Below are 22,352 nucleotides of genomic sequence, written 5' to 3'. Positions count from 1 at the left end.
CATCTCTCTATAATCTTTTCTTTGTTCTTCACGCCAGTTATTCTCTAATTGACAGAGAATAAATAATCTTCTCGTTGTACTTTTTCTTGTACAGTTTTAGCAAAAGGTTCATGATCAGCTGTGTTCGTGACGATAATCGGTGTCGTTAAATCATAACCGGCAGCAGAAACATTCTCTAAATCAACGGTGATCAAAGCATCTCCTGCATGGACGTATTGGTTTTCTGCCACGTGCAATTCATAGAATCGCCCATTTAATTCGACTGTATCCATCCCGATATGGATGAGAATCTCTACGCCATTATCTCCCCGTAAGCCAATCGCATGTTTGGTTGGTGTGGTCATGATCACATAGCCATCAATAGGGGAGCAAACTTCTCCTTCTGTAGGAAAAATAGCTAACCCATCTCCCATCATCTTATCTGCAAACATTGGATCGTTGACTTGTTCTAAGGGTACGACCTTTCCTGTAAGTGGACTTGAGATTTTTACTGCTTGAGAGGCTTGTTGCAGTTTTTCTTTTTTTATCGTTTGTTTTTGTAAAAGGATCGTGACGACAAAGGATAGGAGCATTGAAAGTAGAATCGTAAGGATAGAAAACCAAAAATTACGATTCAAACCTGAACCATCTGTTGGGATAAATGTAGGGATCGCGGCAATCCCTGGCGAAACGACAGCGTATTGTTTTAATTGGACCAGCCCAGCCAAAATGCCTCCAATTCCGCCACCGATGATAGCACCGAAGAAGGCACTACTGTAATTGATCAATACTCCAAAAATCGCAGGTTCTGTTACACCCATGATCCCCGTGATACCAGCAGATAAAGATAAGGAACGTTTATCTGTGTCCTTTTCTTGAAATGAAATGGCTAGTGCAGCTGCACCAACTGCCACATTTGCTGCTAGCATGGCAGGAAGAACGAAAGAATCATAGCCATAATCTCCCATCATGGCAAAAACTAGTGGGAATAATGCTTGATTTGTTCCGGTCATTACTAGTAATGGTGTTACTGCGCCAACGATACCGACAGATAACCATCCTAGATGTTCATACATGAAGCTTAATCCGTCAGCAATGAAGCTACCGACGATGTTACCTAGAGGCCCTAAAACGATCAAAGTGACAGGTACGGTAATCAAAATCACTAGTAGAGGTTTGAGAAAATATTTGATCACTTGTGGGATGAATCGATCACCAAGTCGGTCAACCAAAGCCATGAACAATACACCAAAGATCACTGGAATAGTGGTTGTATTATAGGTAGTAGTTGGGACAGGAATACTCAAGAAATCTAAATTTGCGATACCGTCAATGGAGGCATGGACAAGAATTGCGCCCAAAAACATACCTAGCATTCCATTGATCCCCAATTTTTTCGCCGCACTGTAGCCGATAAAAATCGGTAAATAATAAAAACCAGCATTATTAATAGCATTTAAAATCGTATAAGTGCCACTTTCTGTGCCAATTCCAAAAAAAGTAACACCAATATTCAGAACCGCAGAAACCAAACCAGCTGCAACTAAGATTGGAAGGACAGGAACAAAGGTACCGCTAATAAAGTCGACAATTGCTGATCCATACGCTTTGATACTTTTTTTTGTAGGAATCTCGGTTGATGGTTCTTTTTTTTGATCTAATTGTGCAGAAAACAACGCATAGACTTTTGGAACGTCTGGTCCAATCACTAATTGGATCTCATTTTCTCTTTTAACAATTCCCATGATCAGTGGATTTGTTTTTAGTTTTTCTTCTTCAAGTTGAGATACATCGGCTAATTTTAAACGTAGTCGGGTTGCGCAGTGGTTGGCGCTGATCACATTATTGATTCCACCGATATTTTCAAGAATAAATTGAATCAGTTCATCATATTTCTTCATTGATTCCACCCTCATTTTTTATGGATATTAAACGCTTTCAACGTTGAAAGAGAAGAGGGATGGATCACATAATGTGTGCGTTAAGATCTATAGAAGTTTTGGACCACACGATATGCTCTCTCATCCTCATCTGTTTTTCTATTCTTGTTCTTTTGCTTCACTTACTTTGGCGCCATTCGAAGCAATCACTTCTTTGTACCAATAAAAAGAATCTTTCGGAATACGTTTCAAATCAAGAACTTCTTCGTCCGTTGTATTGATATACACTAATCCATAGCGTTTAGCCATACCGTTACCGGTACTTAACAGGTCTGTAAATGACCAAGGATTGTAGCCAAATACTTTGGCACCATCTTCAATTGCTAGGCCGATTTGATAAATTTGTTCTTTTAAAAATTTGATGCGTTCAGGGTCATGGACTTTGCCATCTGCAGCTACTGATTCATGAGCACCATAGCCATTTTCAGTGATCACCATTGGTAAATGATAATGGTCATCCATGTAGCGCATCAAGTACCGCATACCAACAGGATCGATCTCCCAATCCCAATCCGTTGTTTCCACATATGGATTTTGTGTTTGAGCATAGATTCCTGGATAGTTAGGATAAACAAAACCACCTTTTTCTCCGGTTTTATTCAATCCTAATGCTTGAGCCTTTGAATCAAAAGGAGACTCTTTTGCAACGTTACTACGGTAACAATTGATACCAAAGAAATCGATCTTTGCCTTAGCGACTAATTCCATATCTCCAGGGCGGATGTCAGGATCGATATTGTATTCTTTCCAGTAACGTTTGATAAATCCATTGTATTCGCGATTTGCATTAAAATCATTCCAGATTTTTTCGGTTAATTCCTCTGCGTTCATTGCAGCGATTTGATCCTCTGGTTTACAAGTTTCAGGATAGAAAGGCACCATACCAGGTACAGGACCGATTTTGCCATCTTCAACAAGTTCGTGGCAAGCAATCACCGCTTTTGCATGGCAAAGATTCATAATATGATTGACCTTCCACTTGTCTTCGAACCAAGTGTCAGGATATTTACAAACACCTAACCAGTCACCATAGACGATCTGCATATTCTGTTCATTGATTGCTAACCAATATTTCACGCGATCACCAAATTCATTGAAACATGTACGAACATATTGATCGAATGCATCAATGATTTCTCGACCATACCAGCCGTTGAACTCTTCATCTACCCAAACAGGCATATCGTAGTGATACAGTGTGACGATCGGTGTGATACCATTTTCAATTAGTTCATTGATTAGACTGTTGTAAAAATCGATTCCTAGTTGATTAGGAACGCCAGAATTATCAGGATAGATTCTGGGCCAAGCAATTGAGAAACGATAGGAGGTGAATCCACATTTTTTCATCAAAGCCACATCTTCTTTGTAGTGATGGTAGTGATCTGCAGCAATTGAATTATCCGTAAATGGCTTTTTTGTTTGACTATTTAAATCAATGGTTGCTTGTGATCGGCCATCTTCTGCCACGGCACCCTCTACTTGCCAGGCTGCACTTGAAGCGCCCCATAAAAAGTCTTTAGGAAATGTTGGTTGTTCTTTGTAATGCATACTAGTTTCCTTCTTTCTTATACTTCAATAAGTAACCGTTGAACAATAAATCAAGCACAAACTGAATGCCGTAAGTGTAATAGAGTAGATCATTGATCTCTGCTTCGTGGTATTGCGCACTTAGATGATACAATTTATCAAAATATTTATTGTATATCGGATTACGATTATTTGTGAATAAAACTTTTTTTGCCTCGATCTTAGTCAGCTCATCTGCGAGTGTCGAAACGAATAATCCAGAAATCGAAAAAAGAATAAGCAATGATCGGTCTTTTGAGAAAGTACTACTCGCAAGTTCTTCTTTCGAAGTAATCAAAGTGATCCGTTTTCCGAAAATAATCATTCGCTGTTGAAAAGTACTTACTGCGCCGGCAATATTACTGGAACAAACGATAACAACTTGCTGGCTTTCATTGATCATTTTAACGAGACGATTGACTTCTTGTGTGTTGAATCGAATGCTCAATTCCTCCATTAGAGAAGTGATATTCATCACTAGTTTATCTAGAAAGTGATCGTAGCCATAAAATTGTTCAAACTCAAGTACGCCATCATCAAACTCTTGTGCGTGCGCTTTCATGTCTGAGAAATTTTCATAACCGAGTAATTTTCCAAAACGACGTACTGAAGCTCGGGAAACATGATTTTCTTCAGCGATTTGATAAATGTTCCACTGCTTGACGTATTTGAAATTTTCCAAAAAGTACTTTGCTAGTTCATATTCCACTGACCCTATTTCATTTTCATTCACGATACGGTTTAATTTGTAGATTAGATTCAAACGATTATTATCCATTTTTATGATCTCCCTTGGCCAAGTTAGATTCTGTCTTAACTATAGCGGAATTTATTGAGTAATGGGGTGCAGATTGTGTCCCCAATAGCAGAGGACAGACAGGTCAGACTTATTTGGATTAGTTTATCAAATAATAATGGAATTTGCTTCTTTTTAGACGAAATTGAAGACTGGAATGGCACAGGGAGCGGGAAAGAGGTAGGAAATAAGTAAAATATAAAAGTAGCGTATCATGAAAGTAGGAATCGCTTGCGTGTGATGAGCCAGCGTTAGAAAAGTTCGTTCGAAAGAAACTAGTTAGGGAATAGATTCACTCCAAGTGAGAATAGGCACCAATGGTAAGCAAAATCTGGTTTCGCGGAATAAAGAGATGAGGGAATGATTTAGGTGTTTCATTTTTAATCTTTAATCTTCTTGAGAACACTTAATTCAGTTTGTATTGGAGATAAAAAAGTTAGTTCTAAGAAATATTCAGTAGTAAAAATGAATACAGGATGTTTTGTTTTTGTGTTAATAAAAGAATGATATATCAAGAATTTTTTATAACAATACAAATCAAATAGAAATCGTTTACACTACGGGCTTATAAAGGTATAATTGCATTGTTCAGATTTAAAAACAACGATTGGGTTATTTGTTTTATCTAGGCGGTTTTACTTTTTTATTATTAAGAATGGTTTCTAAGTTTAGGAGGAGAACAGTAAAAGAATAACAAAATGAGAAGTATAAATAAGCGAATAAGTTTATTATTATCTAATATCTTTAAAGATTTGAGTAGCTGACATTACTATCTATGATAATTTCTTATAAGTGATTTATGAAAAATTTTTCCAACTGAGTTAGGGGGTATGCATAAAGGTGAGTAATCTAATTTGTATGAGTAATCTTGGTATGGAACAAAAAGGTAATAATATTTTAAAAAATATAAATTTAGAGATTAAAATTGGGGAATTCATTTTTTTAATTGGAGAAAGTGGATCAGGAAAAACAGCGTTACTTGAACTAATTCAAGGAAGGCGAATGTATAATTCTGGTAGTTTAAAAATTAATGACAAAGAGTTAAGTCAATATGACTACAGGGAATTACAGAAATTGAGGAGAACGATGGGGATAATCTTTCAAGATACAAGACTTGTTGAGGAGTGGACCGTATTTGACAATATCACTTACAAGTTAGAATTTTTGGGCTACCCATTTTCGTTAATACAGTCAAATCTTGAGAGAGTCACAGTGGAATTAGGTGTAGACAAAAAAGTAAGAAGTTTACCTAAAAATCTATCTGGTGGTGAAAGACAACGAGCAAATATTGCAAGGGCAATAATAGGAGATCCTCAAATCATTATTGCCGATGAACCCACATCCAATTTAGATAGGGGAAATTCAAAAAAGGTTTTTGAAATACTCAAAAAGCAGAACAAAGCTGGCGCTACAGTCATCATGACCACTCATGACCCTTACTTCATAGAGAAATCAAATTTTAGAGTAGTTAAATTGGCTAAAGGGGAGAAAGTATATGATCAAAGTGTCTCCAACTATTTTGTCTAATTTCTACCTTATCCGAAGGAGTATGAAAAGCGCAAGCAAGATGGGGATTAGAAATATTATTTCCATACTGATTGTTGGAATAATCTATTTAGAATGTATCTTTTTTCAGCAATACATTCAACGGTTTATTCATATTATGGAAGAGGAATTAATAGATACCGATCAAATTGGGTTGAATAGCAATACATTTTTGATCATGCAGATATCTGTGGGAAGAGATATTATATCACTTTTAATAATAACTATTACTATTTACATATTATTTGATTTTCGAAATAAATTTCTACTAATGAAAGTAATCAACAAAGAGGATGTCCAAACAAAAATATTTTTAGGAGTTCACCCGAAGTATGTATTAAAAGAACTATTGATGAGAAATTTATTTGTTTATATGGAAGGTTTTCTTCTTAGTTACATAATTTGTATTTGTATAAATTTAAAATTAACTTCATCACTGAACTCTATATTACCTTATGCTGTTCATCCATATGATAGAAATGCCATATTTTTTTCTATGTTTTTGTTTTTATTAGTAGTTGTGCTAATACTAGTTTTTTTTTCAATCCTAATTGAATGTGTTAGCATTCAGAAGTTTAAGAGAACATATTCACTTTATTAATACTAATATTTCTAGGTTGCGGAATATTATATTAAATATTTTTTACTTACTATTCTGGAGGTGATTTAATGAAATTAATGACAATTGAAGAAACAAAAGTAGTAAAAGCAGGTTGGACCTGTTGGTTTCCTTTTTGCGGAAAGAAGGGATTGAATCCTGCGGATGGGATGCGCCATGCTCAGTTAAATATATTGCATGCCCCATTCATTTCAATTTAATAAACTAATAAACTATTATAACTAGCATCGCAACCATGCTAGTTATTTGTAGACGGGAGTATGGAGATATGCGTATTTCTGGAATTATGCAGACTGATGAGCGTGATTGTGCAAGTGCATGCCTCGCAACCTTGTGTTTAGAGTTTGGTATTAGGGTTTCCAGACCAGAACTAAATGACTTAATAAAAATTGATCAAATCGGTGGAACACTTTTTGGTTTGATGGAAGCTAGTAAAAAATTAGGCCTTAAGCCAACACCGCTCAAAGGTACATATACAGAATTCTTATGTGGGGTCAAAGAAGGACAATTTAGATTACCTTGTATAGCTAGTGTCATAACTAATACTAACATGGCCCATTTTGTTGTAATAAATAAAATAAATAAAAATAAAGTGAAAATTTTTGATCCAGCAAAAGGAAATTCATCAATATCTCATGATAATGTTTTAAAAATTTGGGGAGAAAGTATTCTTGTAGTAGATCCCCCAGGTATTACTTATGATTCTACATATGCACCTTATTCAAAATATTTGGAAATTCTTATCAAAAATAAGCGTACTCTATTTTTGCTCTCCTTGCTTTCTATAGTTATATCTTCAATTACAATTTTAGTCTCTCTATTTTATCAATATGCTATTGATTATTACGCAGGAACAAGTATTAGACCAGATAATGATTTCGAAACGATTATCTATCCTTTTATTCAAAATTTTTGGATAATATTCCTTGGATTAAGCACAATCTATCTTTTGCAAGCTGTATTTAATTATTTGCGTTCTCGATCCATTGCAAATTTTACGAGAAAAATTTCTTTGGATTTGTTTAATCAATTTAGCAAAGCTTTATTTGAATCAAAATATACATCTTTGGAAAGTAAACAAATTGGGGATATATTAAGTAGAAGTCAAACTGTTATTGATTTACAACAAAATTTTGCAAGTATTTTTTTAACATTTGTGTTGGAAATTTTTTCATTACTGGTGTCGAGCTTCATTTTATTTTTTTTAAATTCAGGATTGTTTAAAATCGTAATAATTATGGGAGGACTGTTATTATTTCTGTCCATTTTCTTCATCTATCCAATTGATAAACTTAATAAGTTGAAAATAGAACAAAGTGGGGAACTTACCACAGCTATAAGTACTTTTGTTTCAAATGGTATTAATAGTCGAGTTTATAAACAAGGTGTTTTTTTTAGAATACATTTCTCTATGAAGGTTGAACAGTTGATTCAAACCTTGCATAGAGAAATCTTAATAAAAAATATGTCTCAAAGTATAAATGCTACAATACAAAATGTTTTTCTATTGTTAGTAGTTTTGCATGGGGGATTTCTTGTTTCCAAGGAAGTTATTTCGATAGGACAGCTAGTATCATTTCAAATGATAATGCCATTTTTCATTTTACCGATAAAAAGTCTTTTGTCTATACAAGCAGATTTTCAGAAGCTTATTGTTGGTATGAATAAATTAAATGATATTTTAGATTGTCCCGTACCACCTCAGGAAAATAAAGAGAATATACAAGAAATATTATTGGCTTTAGAAAACATTTCATATTCTCATAACTATCATGATACCGGAGTCGAAAAAATTAATTTGAAAATATATCCGAATGAAAAAATTTGCTTTTTTGGGGAAAATGGATCTGGTAAGAGTACTTTATTAAAAATATTAATAAGTATATATACTCCAGATTCGGGGAAAATAATATATAACAAAGAATTTTTCAATGAAAAAATGAAAGTCAGTTTTGTCGAACAAACTCCTAATTTTTTTCCAGGAACTTTATTGGAAAATATAAGTTTTGGATCAGATAATTTTGACTATTGCAAGTATAATCATACTTTATGTGAGTGTGGAATAAGTGAGTTCGATAAACAATTTCCACAAGGATTAGATACTCGCATTATTGAGAACGGAAGTAATCTTTCAGGAGGGCAACGACAACAATTATCGCTAATTCGAGCAATTTATAATCAACCAAAAATTCTTTTACTAGATGAGCCAACGAGTAGTATTGATAAAGTCAAAGAAAAAAGTATTTTTGATACCTTGATCAAGAGTTCCGTAGCGAGGACAGTGATAGCAACTGTCCATAATAAAGAATTACTAACTTATTTTGATAGAATAGTATTTTTAAAATCAGGGAAAATTGTATCTGAAGGAAGTTTTACCGATCTTCTTTCCAAATGTGATGAATTTACAGATTTTTTTTATGGAGGGAAATAAATGCCTATTTTAGTAATAGTATATAATATAGCAAGTTTTTTGTTATTAGTGGGATTAGTAATAGGAGTAGTTTCATTTAGGCAAAAGATAATCTTACTTAGTTTTGGTCAAAAGCTAAGTATCATAATGGTTTTAATAGGAGTTTTTGTTCCATATGTAATTAGTTTTATTACAGAATTTTTTGTACCTCATTCCCATTAGAATTTTACCACAGAATTTTGTCGAGTATCAGGAAAAGTTTTTTTGTATAGAATATTAATTATATTATTTTATGTCACATTTGAATGTAAATACTTTACAAGATAATGTTGAACATTTTGTAGAAAACTAGAAAGTCTAATTTTATTATTTAAGCAAATATCAAAATGCTATGAATATAATCTCTATTTGATAATAAAAATTTGGAATGGACGAAATATGAGAGTGATTAAATAATACAGAATAATTATTTAGAAGTATTTTATGAAGTAATGACTGTATTTGAAGCTAAGGGAATACATTTTTTTAGTAAAAGTATATGAAAATTAGATCATTTTGATAATCAAAAGCAGTAAAATAGTTTTTGTAGTATGAAATACCCAGTGCAAAATGAGTGAGTGAAAAGAAAAATATTTTATGCTAGACTAATGGGAAATAATTTATACTAAAAATAGCCAAACTATGATGGGATAAGTAGGCTATGTAGGAGACATCATTCACAAACAACCCGAAGTCGTGAAAGCTATCGAAGAAAAACTCCATCCCGATGGGGTTAAAATACGAGTCATAACAGCCTAGGAATCTAAAATCGAAGATGCGAATAGAGTTGCTGCTGGTTTAGGTATTGGTATCACTGTATCAGCGTTAATCTTAGAGCCAATCGCTTCAATTTAGTTGTAGCTGTAGTTCTAATAGCACAAAATAGAGGATATGATTGCTCTATGTCTCGGTGTGTCAGATCAAAATAGAATTCCATATGGGGGATATCTCAATGAATAATCTTATATATATAATCTTGTTTGCTATTTCGTTATCACTTTTACTTTTCTTCGATTATTTCAAAAATAAAAATCCCAAATTTTTTAAGTTCTTACTATTTATCATTACTGTACTAGCTGTTTTATTGATGACAGATTTTATTTAACTTATCTCAAAAAGTAGCGAACCATATTATTTTTCAGTAATATGCTTATTATTCGTATTATAGAAACTGTTATTTTAAAATCGACCCGGTCTGTCCGAGTTGATTTTTTTTAGAGTAGAATTCAACTCGGGCACAGCATTTGATAATAAAATAGAAGTACATGAATAAGCATTGGAGAGAATAGGTATGACTGAAAAAATAATGTAGAAAAATTTTATGAAGGATTGTTGGATTGATTAACCGTAAGTAAAGGGGTTCAGGCGGAGAAAAGCAAGAACTAGAGTTACGAGAATCACTTACAGCGGGGCTTGAAGAGTTGTACGAGCTTCAAGATAATCATTTAGAGCGTTAATAAAGAAAGATTGAGAATAATTTTAAAATCGCCGAAAATCTACTTGTATTTGTATATAATGTTTACAAATGAAGTGTAATCTATTAGTATATAAGTGTATACAAATTATGGGAGGCGATAGACATGCCTAGGTATAAAGAAATCGCGATTGCTTTAAAGAAAAAAATCGTAGAAGGCGATTTTAATGAAGGTGAACTATTACCAGATCAAGAAAGCCTAGCAAAAATCTACAATACGAGTCGAGTAACAGTGAGAAAAGCAATTCAATTGCTAATTGATGAAGGATTATTGTATACAAGACGTGGTTCTGGCACTTATGTTAGAACCAATATCAAAAAGAATATAACCGATGTTACGCAAATGAATAGTGTGTTCGGTACATCTATTCAAGAAGGGGTGGAGGTAACAAGTAAAATCCTCCGTTTCGAAGTGCGATTCCCAACTGATTATGAATTTGAGACCTTGAAAATTAAGCCCACTGATCCGGTCTATGATATTAAGCGTGTCAGATATGTAAAGGAAGAAGCAAGAAGTATTGAAACATCTATCATGCCTTTGAAATATATAAAAGATTTGGATGAGAATATTTTAAAGGGTTCTATCTATAACTATATAAGAGAAAAATTAGGATATGTAATCAGTGCTGCTCAACGGGTAATCATTGCTTCTAAGGCGAATGAATTGGATAGTGAGGAATTCGGCATTGAGGTAGGCGATCCTATCTTAGAGACGAATCAAGTAGTGTTTTTTGATGATGGCACTCCATTTGATTTATCCAAGACAAGGTATCCCTACACATCTGGAAAAATCGTTGCTGATATTAATTAAGTTTCTTAAAGCTTTTTCTTGAATCTTCAAGGAAAGCTTTTTTTATTGGTGAATGATTAGTATACACTAATATAAATAAGTGTTTACAAAATTATTTTTAAGTGATATCCTATTTTTAAAGCTAACGCGTGGCTGTAAGAAAATGGAGGGACAAATAATGAATGAGGATAAAAAGCAAAAAAGAGAAGCTTTGATGGGGAAATTTGTTCTGATAGCTCAGAAAATCGGAAATCAGATTTATTTGAGGACATTGCGTGATTCATTTGCAACAATTATGCCGCTATTCATTTTGGCGGGAATTGCTATTTTAATTAATTCAGTTGTGTTGGATTCTACAGGCTGGTTCAAAAGTTTTATTAGCGCAGAGACAATGGCAACTTGGCAAAATTGGGGAAATATTATTACTAACTCAACATTGAATATTACGGGTCTCATTCTTGTCATCGCAATTGGCTATTTTTTGGCTAAAAATAGAGAATACGATAATCCAATCGGCGTAGTAATCGCAGTAGTTCCAGCATTTCTGACGTTGTTGCCAATGATCATTGAAACGACACCAATTGATGCAGAGCAAGCGGTAAAAATCAACGGTGTAATCAGCTACGGAAATATTGGTTCAAAAGGTGTCTTTGCGGCAATCATTACTGGTCTTCTTGCAACAGAACTGTATATTCGATTAACACGATCAAACAGATTAAAAATCAATTTGGGAGATAGTGTTCCACCAGCAGTAGGAAAATCATTTAATACAATGATTCCTTTAGTTATTGTTGTTTCGTTATTTGGTTTTGCCTCATTTCTCATTCAATTAACTGGAAATGATTTTATGGCGATTATTGAGCGCTTCATTCAAGAGCCATTACGTGGTGTAGGAACATCCTTATTTGGTTATTTATTCTTAGTTTGCCTTGGAAATTTGCTCTTTTCTTTCGGAATTCATCAATCGGTGGTTACCGGACCGATTCTAGATCCACTATTAATGGTAAATATGAACGAGAATATGGACGCTGCAGCAGCAGGACAGCATGCTCCTCACATTATTAATTCAGCCTTTCATCAGGTTTATGGTGCCCTAATGGGTGGAACTGGTTCAACCATTGCTTTGATAATTGCCATATTACTCTTTAGTCGCTATCGGGCTTATAGAGATTTGTCCAAATTAGCTTTGGGACCCAATATCTTTAACATTAATGAACCTGTGATCTTTGGTCTACCGATTGTGTTCAATCTTCCAATGATCATTCCGTTTGTTCTATCTCCTATTGTCGGTACAGTCATTGGCTATTTCGCAACATCCATGGGGTTGGTAAATCCGTGTGTTGTAACTATTCCATGGACTACTCCGCCATTTTTAAGTGGCTTTTTGGCTACTGCAGGTGACTGGCGAGCGATCATTGTTCAGGCAATTATCATTGTTGCCTTAGTCTTTTTCTACTTACCGTTTTTGAAAATTAGTGAACGAGTTGCTCGAGCGAGTGCTGAGTCGCTAGCAAATTAAATCATTGAGATTTGGAAAAAGGATGAATAAAAACAGATTGGAATGAGAGAATGGTAAAGAAAAAGTTTTTTTGGGGAGATTCTTCATCAAGCATGCAAACAGAAGGGGCATGGAATGAAGGCGGAAAAGGGCCTTCAGTTTACGATGTTCGTGAAGCGACTAAACATACTTCAGATTGGAAACACGGGATTGATCGCTATCATAGATATGAAGAGGATCTTGATTTGTTGCAGGAGATGGGAATGAATTTTTATCGTTTTCAAACTTCTTGGTCGAGAATCAATCCGATGGGAGATGGCGAGTTCAATGAAGAGGGGTTACAGTTTTATGATCGCTATATTGATGCGATGCTGGCACGGAATATCGAGCCTATGCTGTGTTTATATCATTTCGATATGCCGCTAAATTTAGCTGAAAATTATGAAGGGTTCATGAGTAAACATGTAATCGACGCTTTCGTGGAGTACGGGAAGATGGTAGTAGACAGATATAAGGATAGAGTAAAGTACTGGGTCACATTTAATGAGCAAAACTTGTATTCGACACCGTTGGCATTACTTTATGGTGGAACGCTTAAAACAGCGGATACAGCAGAAAATATTCATCAAATTGCCCATAATATCATGGTGGCTCATGCGAAGATTGCTAATTATATTCATGCAACGACGGATGGTGAAATTGGCGGAATGCTAGCCTATTCTGATATGTATCCTGCAACAAATGATCCCAAAGATATCCAAGTAGCAAGAGAATGGGATGAGTTTATTAATCAAAATCTATTGAATGCATTTTGCGGACGCGGTTATTCTAAGCAAGTTCGAATCTTTCAAGAGAATCGGTTAAATCTGGATATAACAGAAAAAGAGCTTATAGAGATTGAAAAAGTTACGAGTGATTATTTGGCATTTAGCTATTACTGTACAGGATCAATTAGTCATAAGAATATTCCATCAGATATTGCGCCAAATTACTATTTAACGTTTGGGGAAGTTGACAATCCGTTTGTTTCAAAAAATCAGTGGGGATTTGGAATTGATCCTCTAGGGTTTAGAGATATTATCAATAAAATGTATCAAAAATACAATGTCCCGATTTTTCCAGTCGAAAATGGAATTGGTACAAACGAAGAGTGGGATGGAAAAACTCAGATCGAGGATGATTATCGGATTTTTTATCATGAGCAACATATTAAGGCTATGAAAGATGCCATGACCATTGATGGATGTGAAGTATTGGGCTATCTTGGCTGGGGGTTGATTGATTTACCAAGTTCGAAAGGGGATATGGAGAAGCGATATGGTATGGTATATGTAAATCGTGGAAATCATGAGCTTCGCGATATGAAACGCATACCTAAGAAGAGCTTTTATTGGTTTAAAGACTTTTTAGAAAAAGAAAAGAGTAAAATAAATAATTAAAGACTCAAGTTTCCCACAACAAATTTGGTCGGTAAACCTTGATATACTTGGGTAGAATCGTAAACAAATCAGACAGTTGACTTTTGATAAATTTTTCCAAGCGTTTCGTAGCTTTTTCTGCCATATTCTCGATAAGCATTGATTCAAAATTGTACCTGTTTGTAGCTTTTGACACCATACTTGATGGAAAGAAATCGAGTTCCACCTTTACCTTCAATGTATTCGTGAACGATTTTCATTTTGAATTCGAAACTGTATTTTGCCATAAAAATAGCGACCCTCAAAAGTTCGATTTTTGATCTAACTTTTGAGGGTCGTTTCAATCAGGGGTTATTTTTTTTGAGTTACAGAAAAAAATAAACATAGATTTGCTATTGAAAAATGCTATATTTTATGCGAAAACGGTTTTACTTATTTCAGCAAGAATAAAGAAGTACGAAACAGTAGTAGGATGGAAGCGTAATTGGACGGAAGGGACTCGTAGTGTTTAAAAGAAGTGTGAAGGTGAAACATAGTCAGATGCTAAGAAAGTGATTAACGATAGGAGAGATTGCATTGGGTAGATACACACTAATTTCAAGGGAACCTGTGTTACAAAACCAGTGGTATAAGATCTATTTAGATAAGTTAAGCGTGGTTGGAAAAGTGCTAGAACAGGAATATTTTTTCATAGATTTTTTTAACGATTCGGTTGCAGTAATCATAGAAAATGAAAATGAGGAAGTTCTGTTTGTCAGCGCATATAGATATATTTTGAATAAAATTTGTTTAGAAATTCCAGCTGGAAGTGTAGAGCAAGGAGAAGATCTATCAGAGGCAGGAGTTAGAGAGTGCTTGGAAGAAACTGGGTACTCTATTCATTTAAAAAAAGAGCATTTTGATTTTTATGCAAGTAATGGAGTAAGTAATCAAAAATTTCATGTTCTATTTGCAGAAGTAGATAAAAATAGTTTTCAAAAGGGCATTGATGAAGAGGAAATTCAAAAAATAGAATGGATAGATAAGAAGAAAGTTAAGTCCATGATTGCAAGTAATAAGTTTGATGATGGATTGTCTCTAACAGCATTATTACTCTATTTCTTTAATGAAAAAGGTAGCCAAAATGAGAACTGACATTCTAAAAGAAATGGAAATTTCAACTCAATTGTTGAACGCTGATGAAGTAGTATTTCCTAGAGTAGTTGATATACATCCTGTAAATGGAAGATGTAATTTAAATTGTGCATGGTGTATAGGGAAGAAAGGATACAAAAAAATGATCCATTAGTGGATCATTTTAGTATTCGAGGCGTTGATACAATCATTGAAAATGTACTAAACCCTAAATACCAAAAATACTGGCCGCTAGAGTTTCATATTTGTGGATGTGATTCTGAATCGCTGCTCAAATCAAAAGAAATTTTTGATGAAGCGTTGTTGAAAAATTTTTTTAACATAGATACTTGTAGACGTTCAGAATTATTTTTGGTTACGAATTCATGAAATTCAGCAAAACACATTCAAAGTATTCTAGGTGAAAAGCCTGATATGATAGGATTTTCACATTTTTTCAAAAATAATAAAAGAATAGGACTGATAACCATGTCTTGAAAAATAGCGAACAAAAGAAAAATCCCTTGTCAAACGTTAATCTGACAAGGGATTTTTAGTAGGGAACCATATCATTTTTAATGAAAATCAAGCATTTCATAAGTTGAAAAACAATGATTTATCGGCATTCCCCATCCATATTGTATTAGCTCTTTATTCCCACTCAATTTTATGGGTGAGGAAGATAAAAAGAAATAGCGTGATATCAACGTTTATCATTGTCAATAAACAGATAAAAGAGTATATAAAAAATAGCAAAGGTGCAATTTTAGTGCAATGAAATCGGTGATTTTTTCAGATGTAAAATACCTAATAACTAAATTTCAATATTCAATTAGATGAGTAGCAAAGTACTACTCATCTTTTTTATTAAAATTTAACTACTAAAAATAGCGAAACAATAATTAGTTAATAGATATTGATATATACCTATTGTATACTTAATGTAAAGGATTACAAATGGAGGCTAATACATATGTATGACACTTTGTGTGGAGTTAGATTTAAAGGTGAGATGTTTGATAATGAGAGAGATTTTTCTTTTTTTTCAAATGAAGGAGATAACAGTTATCCAACGAGAGTAGGAATTGTCTATGGTAAAAATGGCTCGGGAAAAAGTACGATAACTAAAGCTTTTCAAAAATGTAGTGATGCTAGTAATACAAGTATTTCAAGTGCGTTATTATATGATTTTGAAAAAAAATCAATCGTAGAGACAGATGCAGTTAAACAAAATATTTTTGTATTCAATGAAGATTTTATCGAGAAAAATGTGAAAATTAAAGAAGAAGGGTTAGACACTATTGTCATGTTTGGAGAACAAGCAGACTTAGAAGAAACTATTGATGACTTGATTTTAGAAAGAGAAACAAAGTTAGAAGAATATAAACTTCAAGAAGAAAAATTGAAGCAATTTAATGATACGAAAAATCTTCAATGTCCAGAGTATCATTGGAATAAGCTTCGTTCATCATTACAAGGAGATGATAATTGGGCGGGAATTGATCGCCAAATTAAGGGTCAACGAGGCAATTCGCCAGTGAACAATGCCCTTATTAATGCCATAGTATCACAGACTGTTGACTTAACAAAAAATGAATTAGAATTAAAATTCCTTGAAAAGAAAAAGAGTTATGATCATCTTAAAACTGAGGGGAAATTAATTACTAAACAAGTTTCCTTCCCGAATTTGGTTATAGATACAAATAAAATTTGGAAATTGTTAGCTATTAAAATTGATAAACCTCAGCTTACAAAAAGAGAAGAGTTGATACTTGACTTAGTTATGAATGGAAAACAAGCTCATTTTATAGCTGTTCATGATTCTTTTCTAAATCATGATCTTAATCAGTGTCCTTTTTGTTTACAATCTGTGTCTGATGAATATAAACATGAATTGATAGAGAGTATAAGTAATGTACTTAATAAAGAAGTTGAAAATCATATTGCAGCTTTAAGAAATATAAAAATACAAAAAGTTACCTTTGATTTCGAACCATATTTTGATTTAGAATTCATTGTGGAGGAATGTAAAAAAACATTGCAACAAGTGAATGAAGTTATTGATCAGTATAATGAATTAATTGATAAAAAAATAGAGAATACGTATACTCCAATTGTGAAACAGAACTTTGCTCTTGATGAATTATTGATATTATTGCAAGAGAAATTTCAGTCATTAGAAAATTCAAGAGAAGATTATAATAAGAAATTTGATGAACTAGAGCCTTTAAAGTTAGAGTTGATTGAATTAAATAAACAAATTGCTTATTATTCCGTTTCTAGTATTTATCAAGATTATTTAAAACAAAAAGAATTAAAAGGTATCGAAGATAAAAAAATGAAAGATATCATTGAAGAAGGAAAACTAATTAACTCTAGATTGAAAGAGTTACAGGAAAGACAAAAAAGTATTAAAATCGCTGTGGATTATATTAATCAAGGGCTTAAATATATCTTTTTTTCTAATAATCGATTGACAATTGAAACTCATGAGGATCATTATGTATTGTTTTCAAGAAATCGTCTTGTAAAACCATATGATATATCTTGCGGTGAACGTAATATATTAGCTCTTTGCTATTTCTTTACCCAAATTATGAATAATGAAAAAGAAAAAAATATGTATAAAAAAGAATCCCTGATTGTTATAGATGATCCAGTATCTAGTTTTGATTTAGAAAACAAAGTAGGTATCTTATCTTATTTAAAATCACAACTACTAAAAATTTTGTCTGGTAATAAATCTAGCAGAGTTTTACTTTTTTCTCATGATTTAGCAACAATGTATGATTTAATAAAGCAATTTGAAGAGATAAAAGAAGGCGTGAAAATCAAAAATAAAGAAGGAAAAAAAAGCATATCTACTAATTTCTTAATATTTGAATTAGAAAATTTTGATATAAAACCATTTTCCTATAGAAAAAGAAATGAATACACCTCTTTAATAGAAACTATCTATGATTTTTGTGTGGACACTTCTCAACAAAATGATATTGCAATTGGCAATATTATGAGACGAGTATTAGAAGCGTTTGCTACATTTGAATATAAGAAAGGGATTGAAGCAATTTCATGTGATACAGAAATCTTATCTTCTATGGGAAATCCAATTTATAGTCAATATTTTGAGAACCTGATGTATAGGTTAATTTTAAATGGAGAAAGTCATTTTGAAAAACGCCTTAAAAGTCTACCGGATTTGAATTTTTACGCTACCATATCTTTAGATGAAAAAAGACGGACAGCTAGAGATGTGTTATGTCTTATAAACGTTTTAAATAGAAAGCATTTAAAAGCCCATTTAACAAAAAGGAGTAGAGGAATTAATGATGTAGATATGTGGTGTCAAAGTATTTTAGAACAATAAGTTTATTTTAGAGAGTCCACCTATCAGATGCTTATAGGTAGACTTTTTTTATTTTTACACAATTTGCCAAAATTTTCTTTCATTATTTAGTTTATTAAGATTGCTGACATTAAAGAGCCTACTAGTCTTACTGAATTAACTTAAATGAAGTGAAATATCACATAAAAAGAATCATGAATATTTCAAAGTTCAAAAATAGTTTTTTAATATTTGAAGGAGGAAAGCATGGTTCCAATAAGAAATCCTACAAGTAAGAATAGAACAAAAATTCAAATTAAGGAGAAAATAAATGAATAAGAAAAAACGTCAAGCAATTTCGCTAGTGGGTATACTCACAGGGATGATTGCTTTTTTTATTATCCCAATTACGGCTCTTGCAGCTTCGGTAAATTATGAAAAAATTGGAGATTATGTCTCAACTTGGCATATTGCATCTTTAGGTGGTATACACTGGACAGAAAATGGTGTGCATCTGATCAAAGCAGATAATCAGCCTACTTTTTGTATTGAACATGGAGTTTTATTAAATGGCGGCTCAGTATTTGAGCCATCCGAGCTAAATAGTGCTGAAAAAGAACGTCTATCTTTGATTTCCTATTATGGCTATCAAATTAGCCCTACTATGGAAAATTATGGGATTAATCAAAACATTATTTGGGAAGAGTTTGGTGATATATTGTTAACCACTCAACTTCCAAACTACGCCAATCTTAAAAATGAAATTTTAGCGAAAGTAGCTAATCATAAAATTAAGCCAAGTTTTGCGAATCAGAACATTACATTAAATGTTGGTGACTCTATTACATTGACAGATACAAACAATGTTTTATCAAAATATGGCAACCCTTTAGAAAATTCCGCAAATCTTCAAATTGAAAAAAATGGAAATATATTGAAATTAACTGCTACGGTTAGTTCTAAAGAGTCTAGTAAGCTTCAGTACAGTATGGTGCCAAAAGATCAAGTGGGTCAAAGTTTCATCTATATAAGAAACCTGGTGAACAGACTGTAGCCACATTTAAATTATCTAATGCTGGAGAAATGAATCTGAATATTAAAGTGAATTTAAATGGCAACGTCAAACAAAAAAGTAGATCATGACACTGGAAAAGCTGTGCCTAATACGAAAATGAAATTTGCATATAAGGAGCAAAATATTATGGTAAAAGGTGATTCAATAAAAAAATCCAAGAATGGTACGTATTACTTTCGGGTGAATATTGGATATGATAGTGAAAAAGATTCAGAAATATAAAAGTGGTTTTAAGACTATTATAGAGGCAAGAGAAGCTTATTCAAGACTACTACTTGAATCTCCCAATAATTTAACTAGTAAAAAGGATGAAATGCTTTTTAAAAATTATCTTGAAGAAATATTTCTTCCTTGGTATAAAACGCAAGTTAAGAATAGGACATATGATAATCGTCTTAATTCTATTAGAAAACATTTTTCTTATTTCTATGCACAACCAGTAAGTAAAATCGAACCCATTCATGTTCAACAATGGCAATCTAAACTGTTTGAAACATTAAGTGCATCCTACATTCGAAATGTTCAAGGAATTTTTTCAATTGCAATGGATCGAACTGTGGTATTAGGGTTAACAAATAAGAATCCGTCAAAAATTGTTGGTAATGTAAAGAAGCAAAAAACAAAAATAGAGTTTTGGACAAAAGAAGAGTTCGAAAAAGTAATTTCTCATATTTATAAAGAGGATTATTACCAGAACTTTCTTTATTATGTTTCCTTATGGTTTCTTTTTATGACGGGAATGCGGATTGGTGAAGCTACCGCTATTCAATGGGAAGATATTAATTTTGAAACAGGTGTTTTAAGAATCAAGAAAAACTTTATATTATAAGAACCTCAATTTTCATGAATTCGTAGAACCCAAAACGAAGGCTAGTACGAGATTTATTGTTTTAGATGAAGATACGTTGATACTCCTACAAGAGTGGAAAAAGATTCAAAAATCTGTAGTACAAACAGGTTTTGTAATGAGCTATAATGGAGAACCAACTCAAAAGTATACCATTAATTATGCTATTACAAGATTTGCTAAATTAGCTGGAGTCCATCGTATTAAAATTCAAGCTCTCAGACACTCCCATGCCTCTTTGTTAATTCAAATGGGGGAAAATCCATTAATCATAAAAGAACGTTTAGGACATGAAGATATTGAAACTACACTTGGTACGTATGGACACCTATATCCTCATAGTAATTTTGAAGTGGCTTTAAAACTCAAAGGAATTATTAAAATGATCCATTCAAAAACTAATTTAGATATGTCGCCAAGTAACGGTCACACGGCAGGGTTTATGCATAAAAAACAAAAAGTGCAATGGAAATTAAAAAGGCTCTATACTTTTTGATGTTGGTGAAGTTCGCCAACATCTTTTTTGTATAAAAAAATATAGAAAAGACACCCTGAAATCCTTTAGAATTAATTTGGCTACCAATTCATAGGAGGATTCAAGATGTCTCATACTCAGCTTATCAAAGATACCCTAAATATTCTAGACCTAAATATCCATTCCGAGGAAAATTGTTTAACTAAAGAAAAATACAAAGGACAAATTTGCTTGATTTATAAAGGAACTCTTCTGTACAAGCCAGATGAGTGTCCCCATTGTCTTTGTGTCGTCCCCTCTAGAATCATTCGTTGGGGAACGGCAACCGTTCGGCTGTTACTGAATGATGTGTCTGAGTATCGCACTTATCTGGAGTTGAAGAAACAACGATTTAAATGTAAGTCTTGCCAAAGAACATTCGTAGCGGATACCTCTGTTGCTGAAAAACACTGTTTCATTCGTCAAAAAGTTCGTTGGTCTGTCATTGCTCGCTTAAAAGAGAATACTTCCATGACGGAAATCGCCCGTCAGAAAAATATCTCCACTTCTTCGGTCTATCGTGTTATGAAGCGATTCTACCGCCCCTTGAATCCTTTCAAACAGACTTTGCCAAAGGTCTTATGCTTTGATGAATTCAAATCGGTTCGAAGTGTTGCCACTGCAATGAGTTTTATCATGATGGACGGACAAAGCCATGCATTATTGGATATTGTCGAAAATCGATGCTTGCCTTATTTAGAACGCTATTTTTCTCGGTTTTCATTAGCGACTCGTGAAGCCGTTCAATTGATTGTTATTGATATGTATGCACCTTATGTTTCGTTGGTTAAAAAGCTTTTCTCGAATGCTCAGTTGATCATCGACCGTTTCCACATCGTCCAACATATTGGCAGAACTTTCTTGAATCATCGAGTGAAAGAAACCACTGTACGACTTAAAGGAACTTCCCACTCTCAACGAGGGTTAGGGAAAAAATTGAAGCGCTATTGGAAACTCCTACAAAAAGAAGAAGCAAAGTTAAACTACGAAAAACGGATTTGGCGTGCCAGTTTTAAAGATTATTTGACTGAAAGTGAGATTGTCGACCGACTGTTAGCTGCTTGTCCCAACTTACGCCAAGGCTATCAGTTATACCAAGACGTTCTTTATGCGGTAAAGAAAAGAGATCAGTCACTATTTGAGGATTGTTTAACTAGAGACATTAGCGGTCTTCTTGAAACCTATACAACCACTTTACGAACGTTTAAAAATTTTCTGCCACAGATCCAAAATGCGCTTCACTACAGCTATTCAAATGGACCATTGGAATGTTTAAACAACCACATCAAAGTATTAAAACGCAATGCTTACGGCTTTCGCAACTTTTACAATTTCAAACTACGGATCATGATTCGTCATGGCAAAACATTTTTAACCAAATAAACAGAACAGAAAGAGATT

The 22,352-nt window shown here is 33.3% G+C and carries 14 protein-coding genes and 1 pseudogene; 12 read left to right on the top strand and 3 right to left on the bottom strand.

Going from position 1 to position 22,352, the window contains the following annotated elements:
* Positions 1-44 precede the first annotated feature (44 nt).
* The 3 genes from IGI47_RS01250 to IGI47_RS01240 form a co-directional block, all read right to left on the bottom strand.
* On the bottom strand, positions 45-1,880 hold the full coding sequence (locus IGI47_RS01250) for a beta-glucoside-specific PTS transporter subunit IIABC (protein ID WP_438783094.1): 1,836 nt from the start codon (positions 1,878-1,880) through the stop codon (positions 45-47).
* A gap of 138 nt (positions 1,881-2,018) precedes the next feature.
* Positions 2,019-3,470 carry a glycoside hydrolase family 1 protein gene (locus tag IGI47_RS01245; protein ID WP_438783092.1) on the bottom strand — a complete coding sequence of 484 codons (1,452 nt, stop codon included), beginning with the start codon at positions 3,468-3,470 and terminating at the stop codon, positions 2,019-2,021.
* Position 3,471: 1 nt separating this feature from the next.
* Positions 3,472-4,266 carry a MurR/RpiR family transcriptional regulator gene (locus tag IGI47_RS01240; protein ID WP_311931320.1) on the bottom strand — a complete coding sequence of 265 codons (795 nt, stop codon included), beginning with the start codon at positions 4,264-4,266 and terminating at the stop codon, positions 3,472-3,474.
* Positions 4,267-5,124: 858 nt separating this feature from the next.
* Here IGI47_RS01240 and IGI47_RS01235 point away from each other — a divergent pair.
* The 12 genes and pseudogenes from IGI47_RS01235 to IGI47_RS01180 all read left to right on the top strand — a co-directional run bounded on the left by IGI47_RS01235 (position 5,125) and on the right by IGI47_RS01180 (position 22,334).
* Positions 5,125-5,811 (top strand): cell division ATP-binding protein FtsE, encoded by a 687-nt coding sequence (locus tag IGI47_RS01235; protein ID WP_142421652.1) that lies wholly within the window; start codon positions 5,125-5,127, stop codon positions 5,809-5,811.
* Positions 5,812-6,498: 687 nt separating this feature from the next.
* Positions 6,499-6,648: a hypothetical protein gene (locus IGI47_RS01230; protein WP_373171009.1), complete on the top strand. Its 150-nt coding sequence runs from the start codon at positions 6,499-6,501 to the stop codon at positions 6,646-6,648.
* A gap of 68 nt (positions 6,649-6,716) precedes the next feature.
* Entirely contained in the window at positions 6,717-8,879 is a 2,163-nt protein-coding gene (locus IGI47_RS01225) for a peptidase domain-containing ABC transporter (RefSeq protein ID WP_438783088.1), read from the top strand.
* Positions 8,880-9,080 (top strand): hypothetical protein, encoded by a 201-nt coding sequence (locus tag IGI47_RS01220; protein WP_438783087.1) that lies wholly within the window; start codon positions 8,880-8,882, stop codon positions 9,078-9,080.
* 1,397 nt (positions 9,081-10,477) lie between these two features.
* Positions 10,478-11,182, top strand: a complete 705-nt coding sequence (locus tag IGI47_RS01215; RefSeq protein ID WP_193809248.1) for a GntR family transcriptional regulator — start codon at positions 10,478-10,480, stop codon at positions 11,180-11,182.
* 142 nt (positions 11,183-11,324) lie between these two features.
* The gene (locus IGI47_RS01210; RefSeq protein ID WP_438783085.1) at positions 11,325-12,680 is read left to right on the top strand and encodes a PTS sugar transporter subunit IIC; all 1,356 of its coding nucleotides are present in this window, start codon (positions 11,325-11,327) and stop codon (positions 12,678-12,680) included.
* A gap of 50 nt (positions 12,681-12,730) precedes the next feature.
* Positions 12,731-14,098 (top strand): glycoside hydrolase family 1 protein, encoded by a 1,368-nt coding sequence (locus IGI47_RS01205; RefSeq protein ID WP_113845098.1) that lies wholly within the window; start codon positions 12,731-12,733, stop codon positions 14,096-14,098.
* 555 nt (positions 14,099-14,653) lie between these two features.
* Positions 14,654-15,211 (top strand): NUDIX hydrolase, encoded by a 558-nt coding sequence (locus tag IGI47_RS01200; RefSeq protein WP_438783084.1) that lies wholly within the window; start codon positions 14,654-14,656, stop codon positions 15,209-15,211.
* 952 nt (positions 15,212-16,163) lie between these two features.
* Complete coding sequence (locus IGI47_RS01195) at positions 16,164-18,557, top strand: AAA family ATPase (RefSeq protein WP_438783082.1); 2,394 nt, start codon at positions 16,164-16,166, stop codon at positions 18,555-18,557.
* Positions 18,558-18,846: 289 nt separating this feature from the next.
* Entirely contained in the window at positions 18,847-19,569 is a 723-nt protein-coding gene (locus IGI47_RS01190) for a hypothetical protein (protein ID WP_438783081.1), read from the top strand.
* Positions 19,570-19,716: 147 nt separating this feature from the next.
* Positions 19,717-20,933: pseudogene (locus IGI47_RS01185) on the top strand (tyrosine-type recombinase/integrase).
* 105 nt (positions 20,934-21,038) lie between these two features.
* Positions 21,039-22,334 (top strand): ISL3 family transposase, encoded by a 1,296-nt coding sequence (locus tag IGI47_RS01180; RefSeq protein WP_438783079.1) that lies wholly within the window; start codon positions 21,039-21,041, stop codon positions 22,332-22,334.
* Positions 22,335-22,352 lie beyond the last annotated feature (18 nt).

Source organism: Enterococcus sp. AZ191, assembly GCF_051713845.1.
Lineage (GTDB): Bacteria > Bacillota > Bacilli > Lactobacillales > Enterococcaceae > Enterococcus_B > Enterococcus_B durans.
The sequence above is the reverse complement of the archived record's forward strand: the minus strand, read 5'-3'. Positions and strand labels throughout refer to the sequence as shown.

Bases quoted from the DNA above. Each gene is read 5' to 3' on its own strand.
- IGI47_RS01225 (WP_438783088.1), top strand. From the start codon at position 6,717: ATGCGTATTTCTGGAATTATGCAGACTGATGAGCGTGATTGTGCAAGT.
- IGI47_RS01190 (WP_438783081.1), top strand. From the start codon at position 18,847: ATGAATAAGAAAAAACGTCAAGCAATTTCGCTAGTGGGTATACTCACA.
- IGI47_RS01220 (WP_438783087.1), top strand. From the start codon at position 8,880: ATGCCTATTTTAGTAATAGTATATAATATAGCAAGTTTTTTGTTATTA.
- IGI47_RS01240 (WP_311931320.1), bottom strand. From the start codon at position 4,266: ATGGATAATAATCGTTTGAATCTAATCTACAAATTAAACCGTATCGTG.
- IGI47_RS01180 (WP_438783079.1), top strand. From the start codon at position 21,039: ATGTCTCATACTCAGCTTATCAAAGATACCCTAAATATTCTAGACCTA.
- IGI47_RS01210 (WP_438783085.1), top strand. From the start codon at position 11,325: ATGGAGGGACAAATAATGAATGAGGATAAAAAGCAAAAAAGAGAAGCT.
- IGI47_RS01195 (WP_438783082.1), top strand. From the start codon at position 16,164: ATGTATGACACTTTGTGTGGAGTTAGATTTAAAGGTGAGATGTTTGAT.
- IGI47_RS01230 (WP_373171009.1), top strand. From the start codon at position 6,499: ATGAAATTAATGACAATTGAAGAAACAAAAGTAGTAAAAGCAGGTTGG.
- IGI47_RS01215 (WP_193809248.1), top strand. From the start codon at position 10,478: ATGCCTAGGTATAAAGAAATCGCGATTGCTTTAAAGAAAAAAATCGTA.
- IGI47_RS01205 (WP_113845098.1), top strand. From the start codon at position 12,731: ATGGTAAAGAAAAAGTTTTTTTGGGGAGATTCTTCATCAAGCATGCAA.
- IGI47_RS01245 (WP_438783092.1), bottom strand. From the start codon at position 3,470: ATGCATTACAAAGAACAACCAACATTTCCTAAAGACTTTTTATGGGGC.
- IGI47_RS01250 (WP_438783094.1), bottom strand. From the start codon at position 1,880: ATGAAGAAATATGATGAACTGATTCAATTTATTCTTGAAAATATCGGT.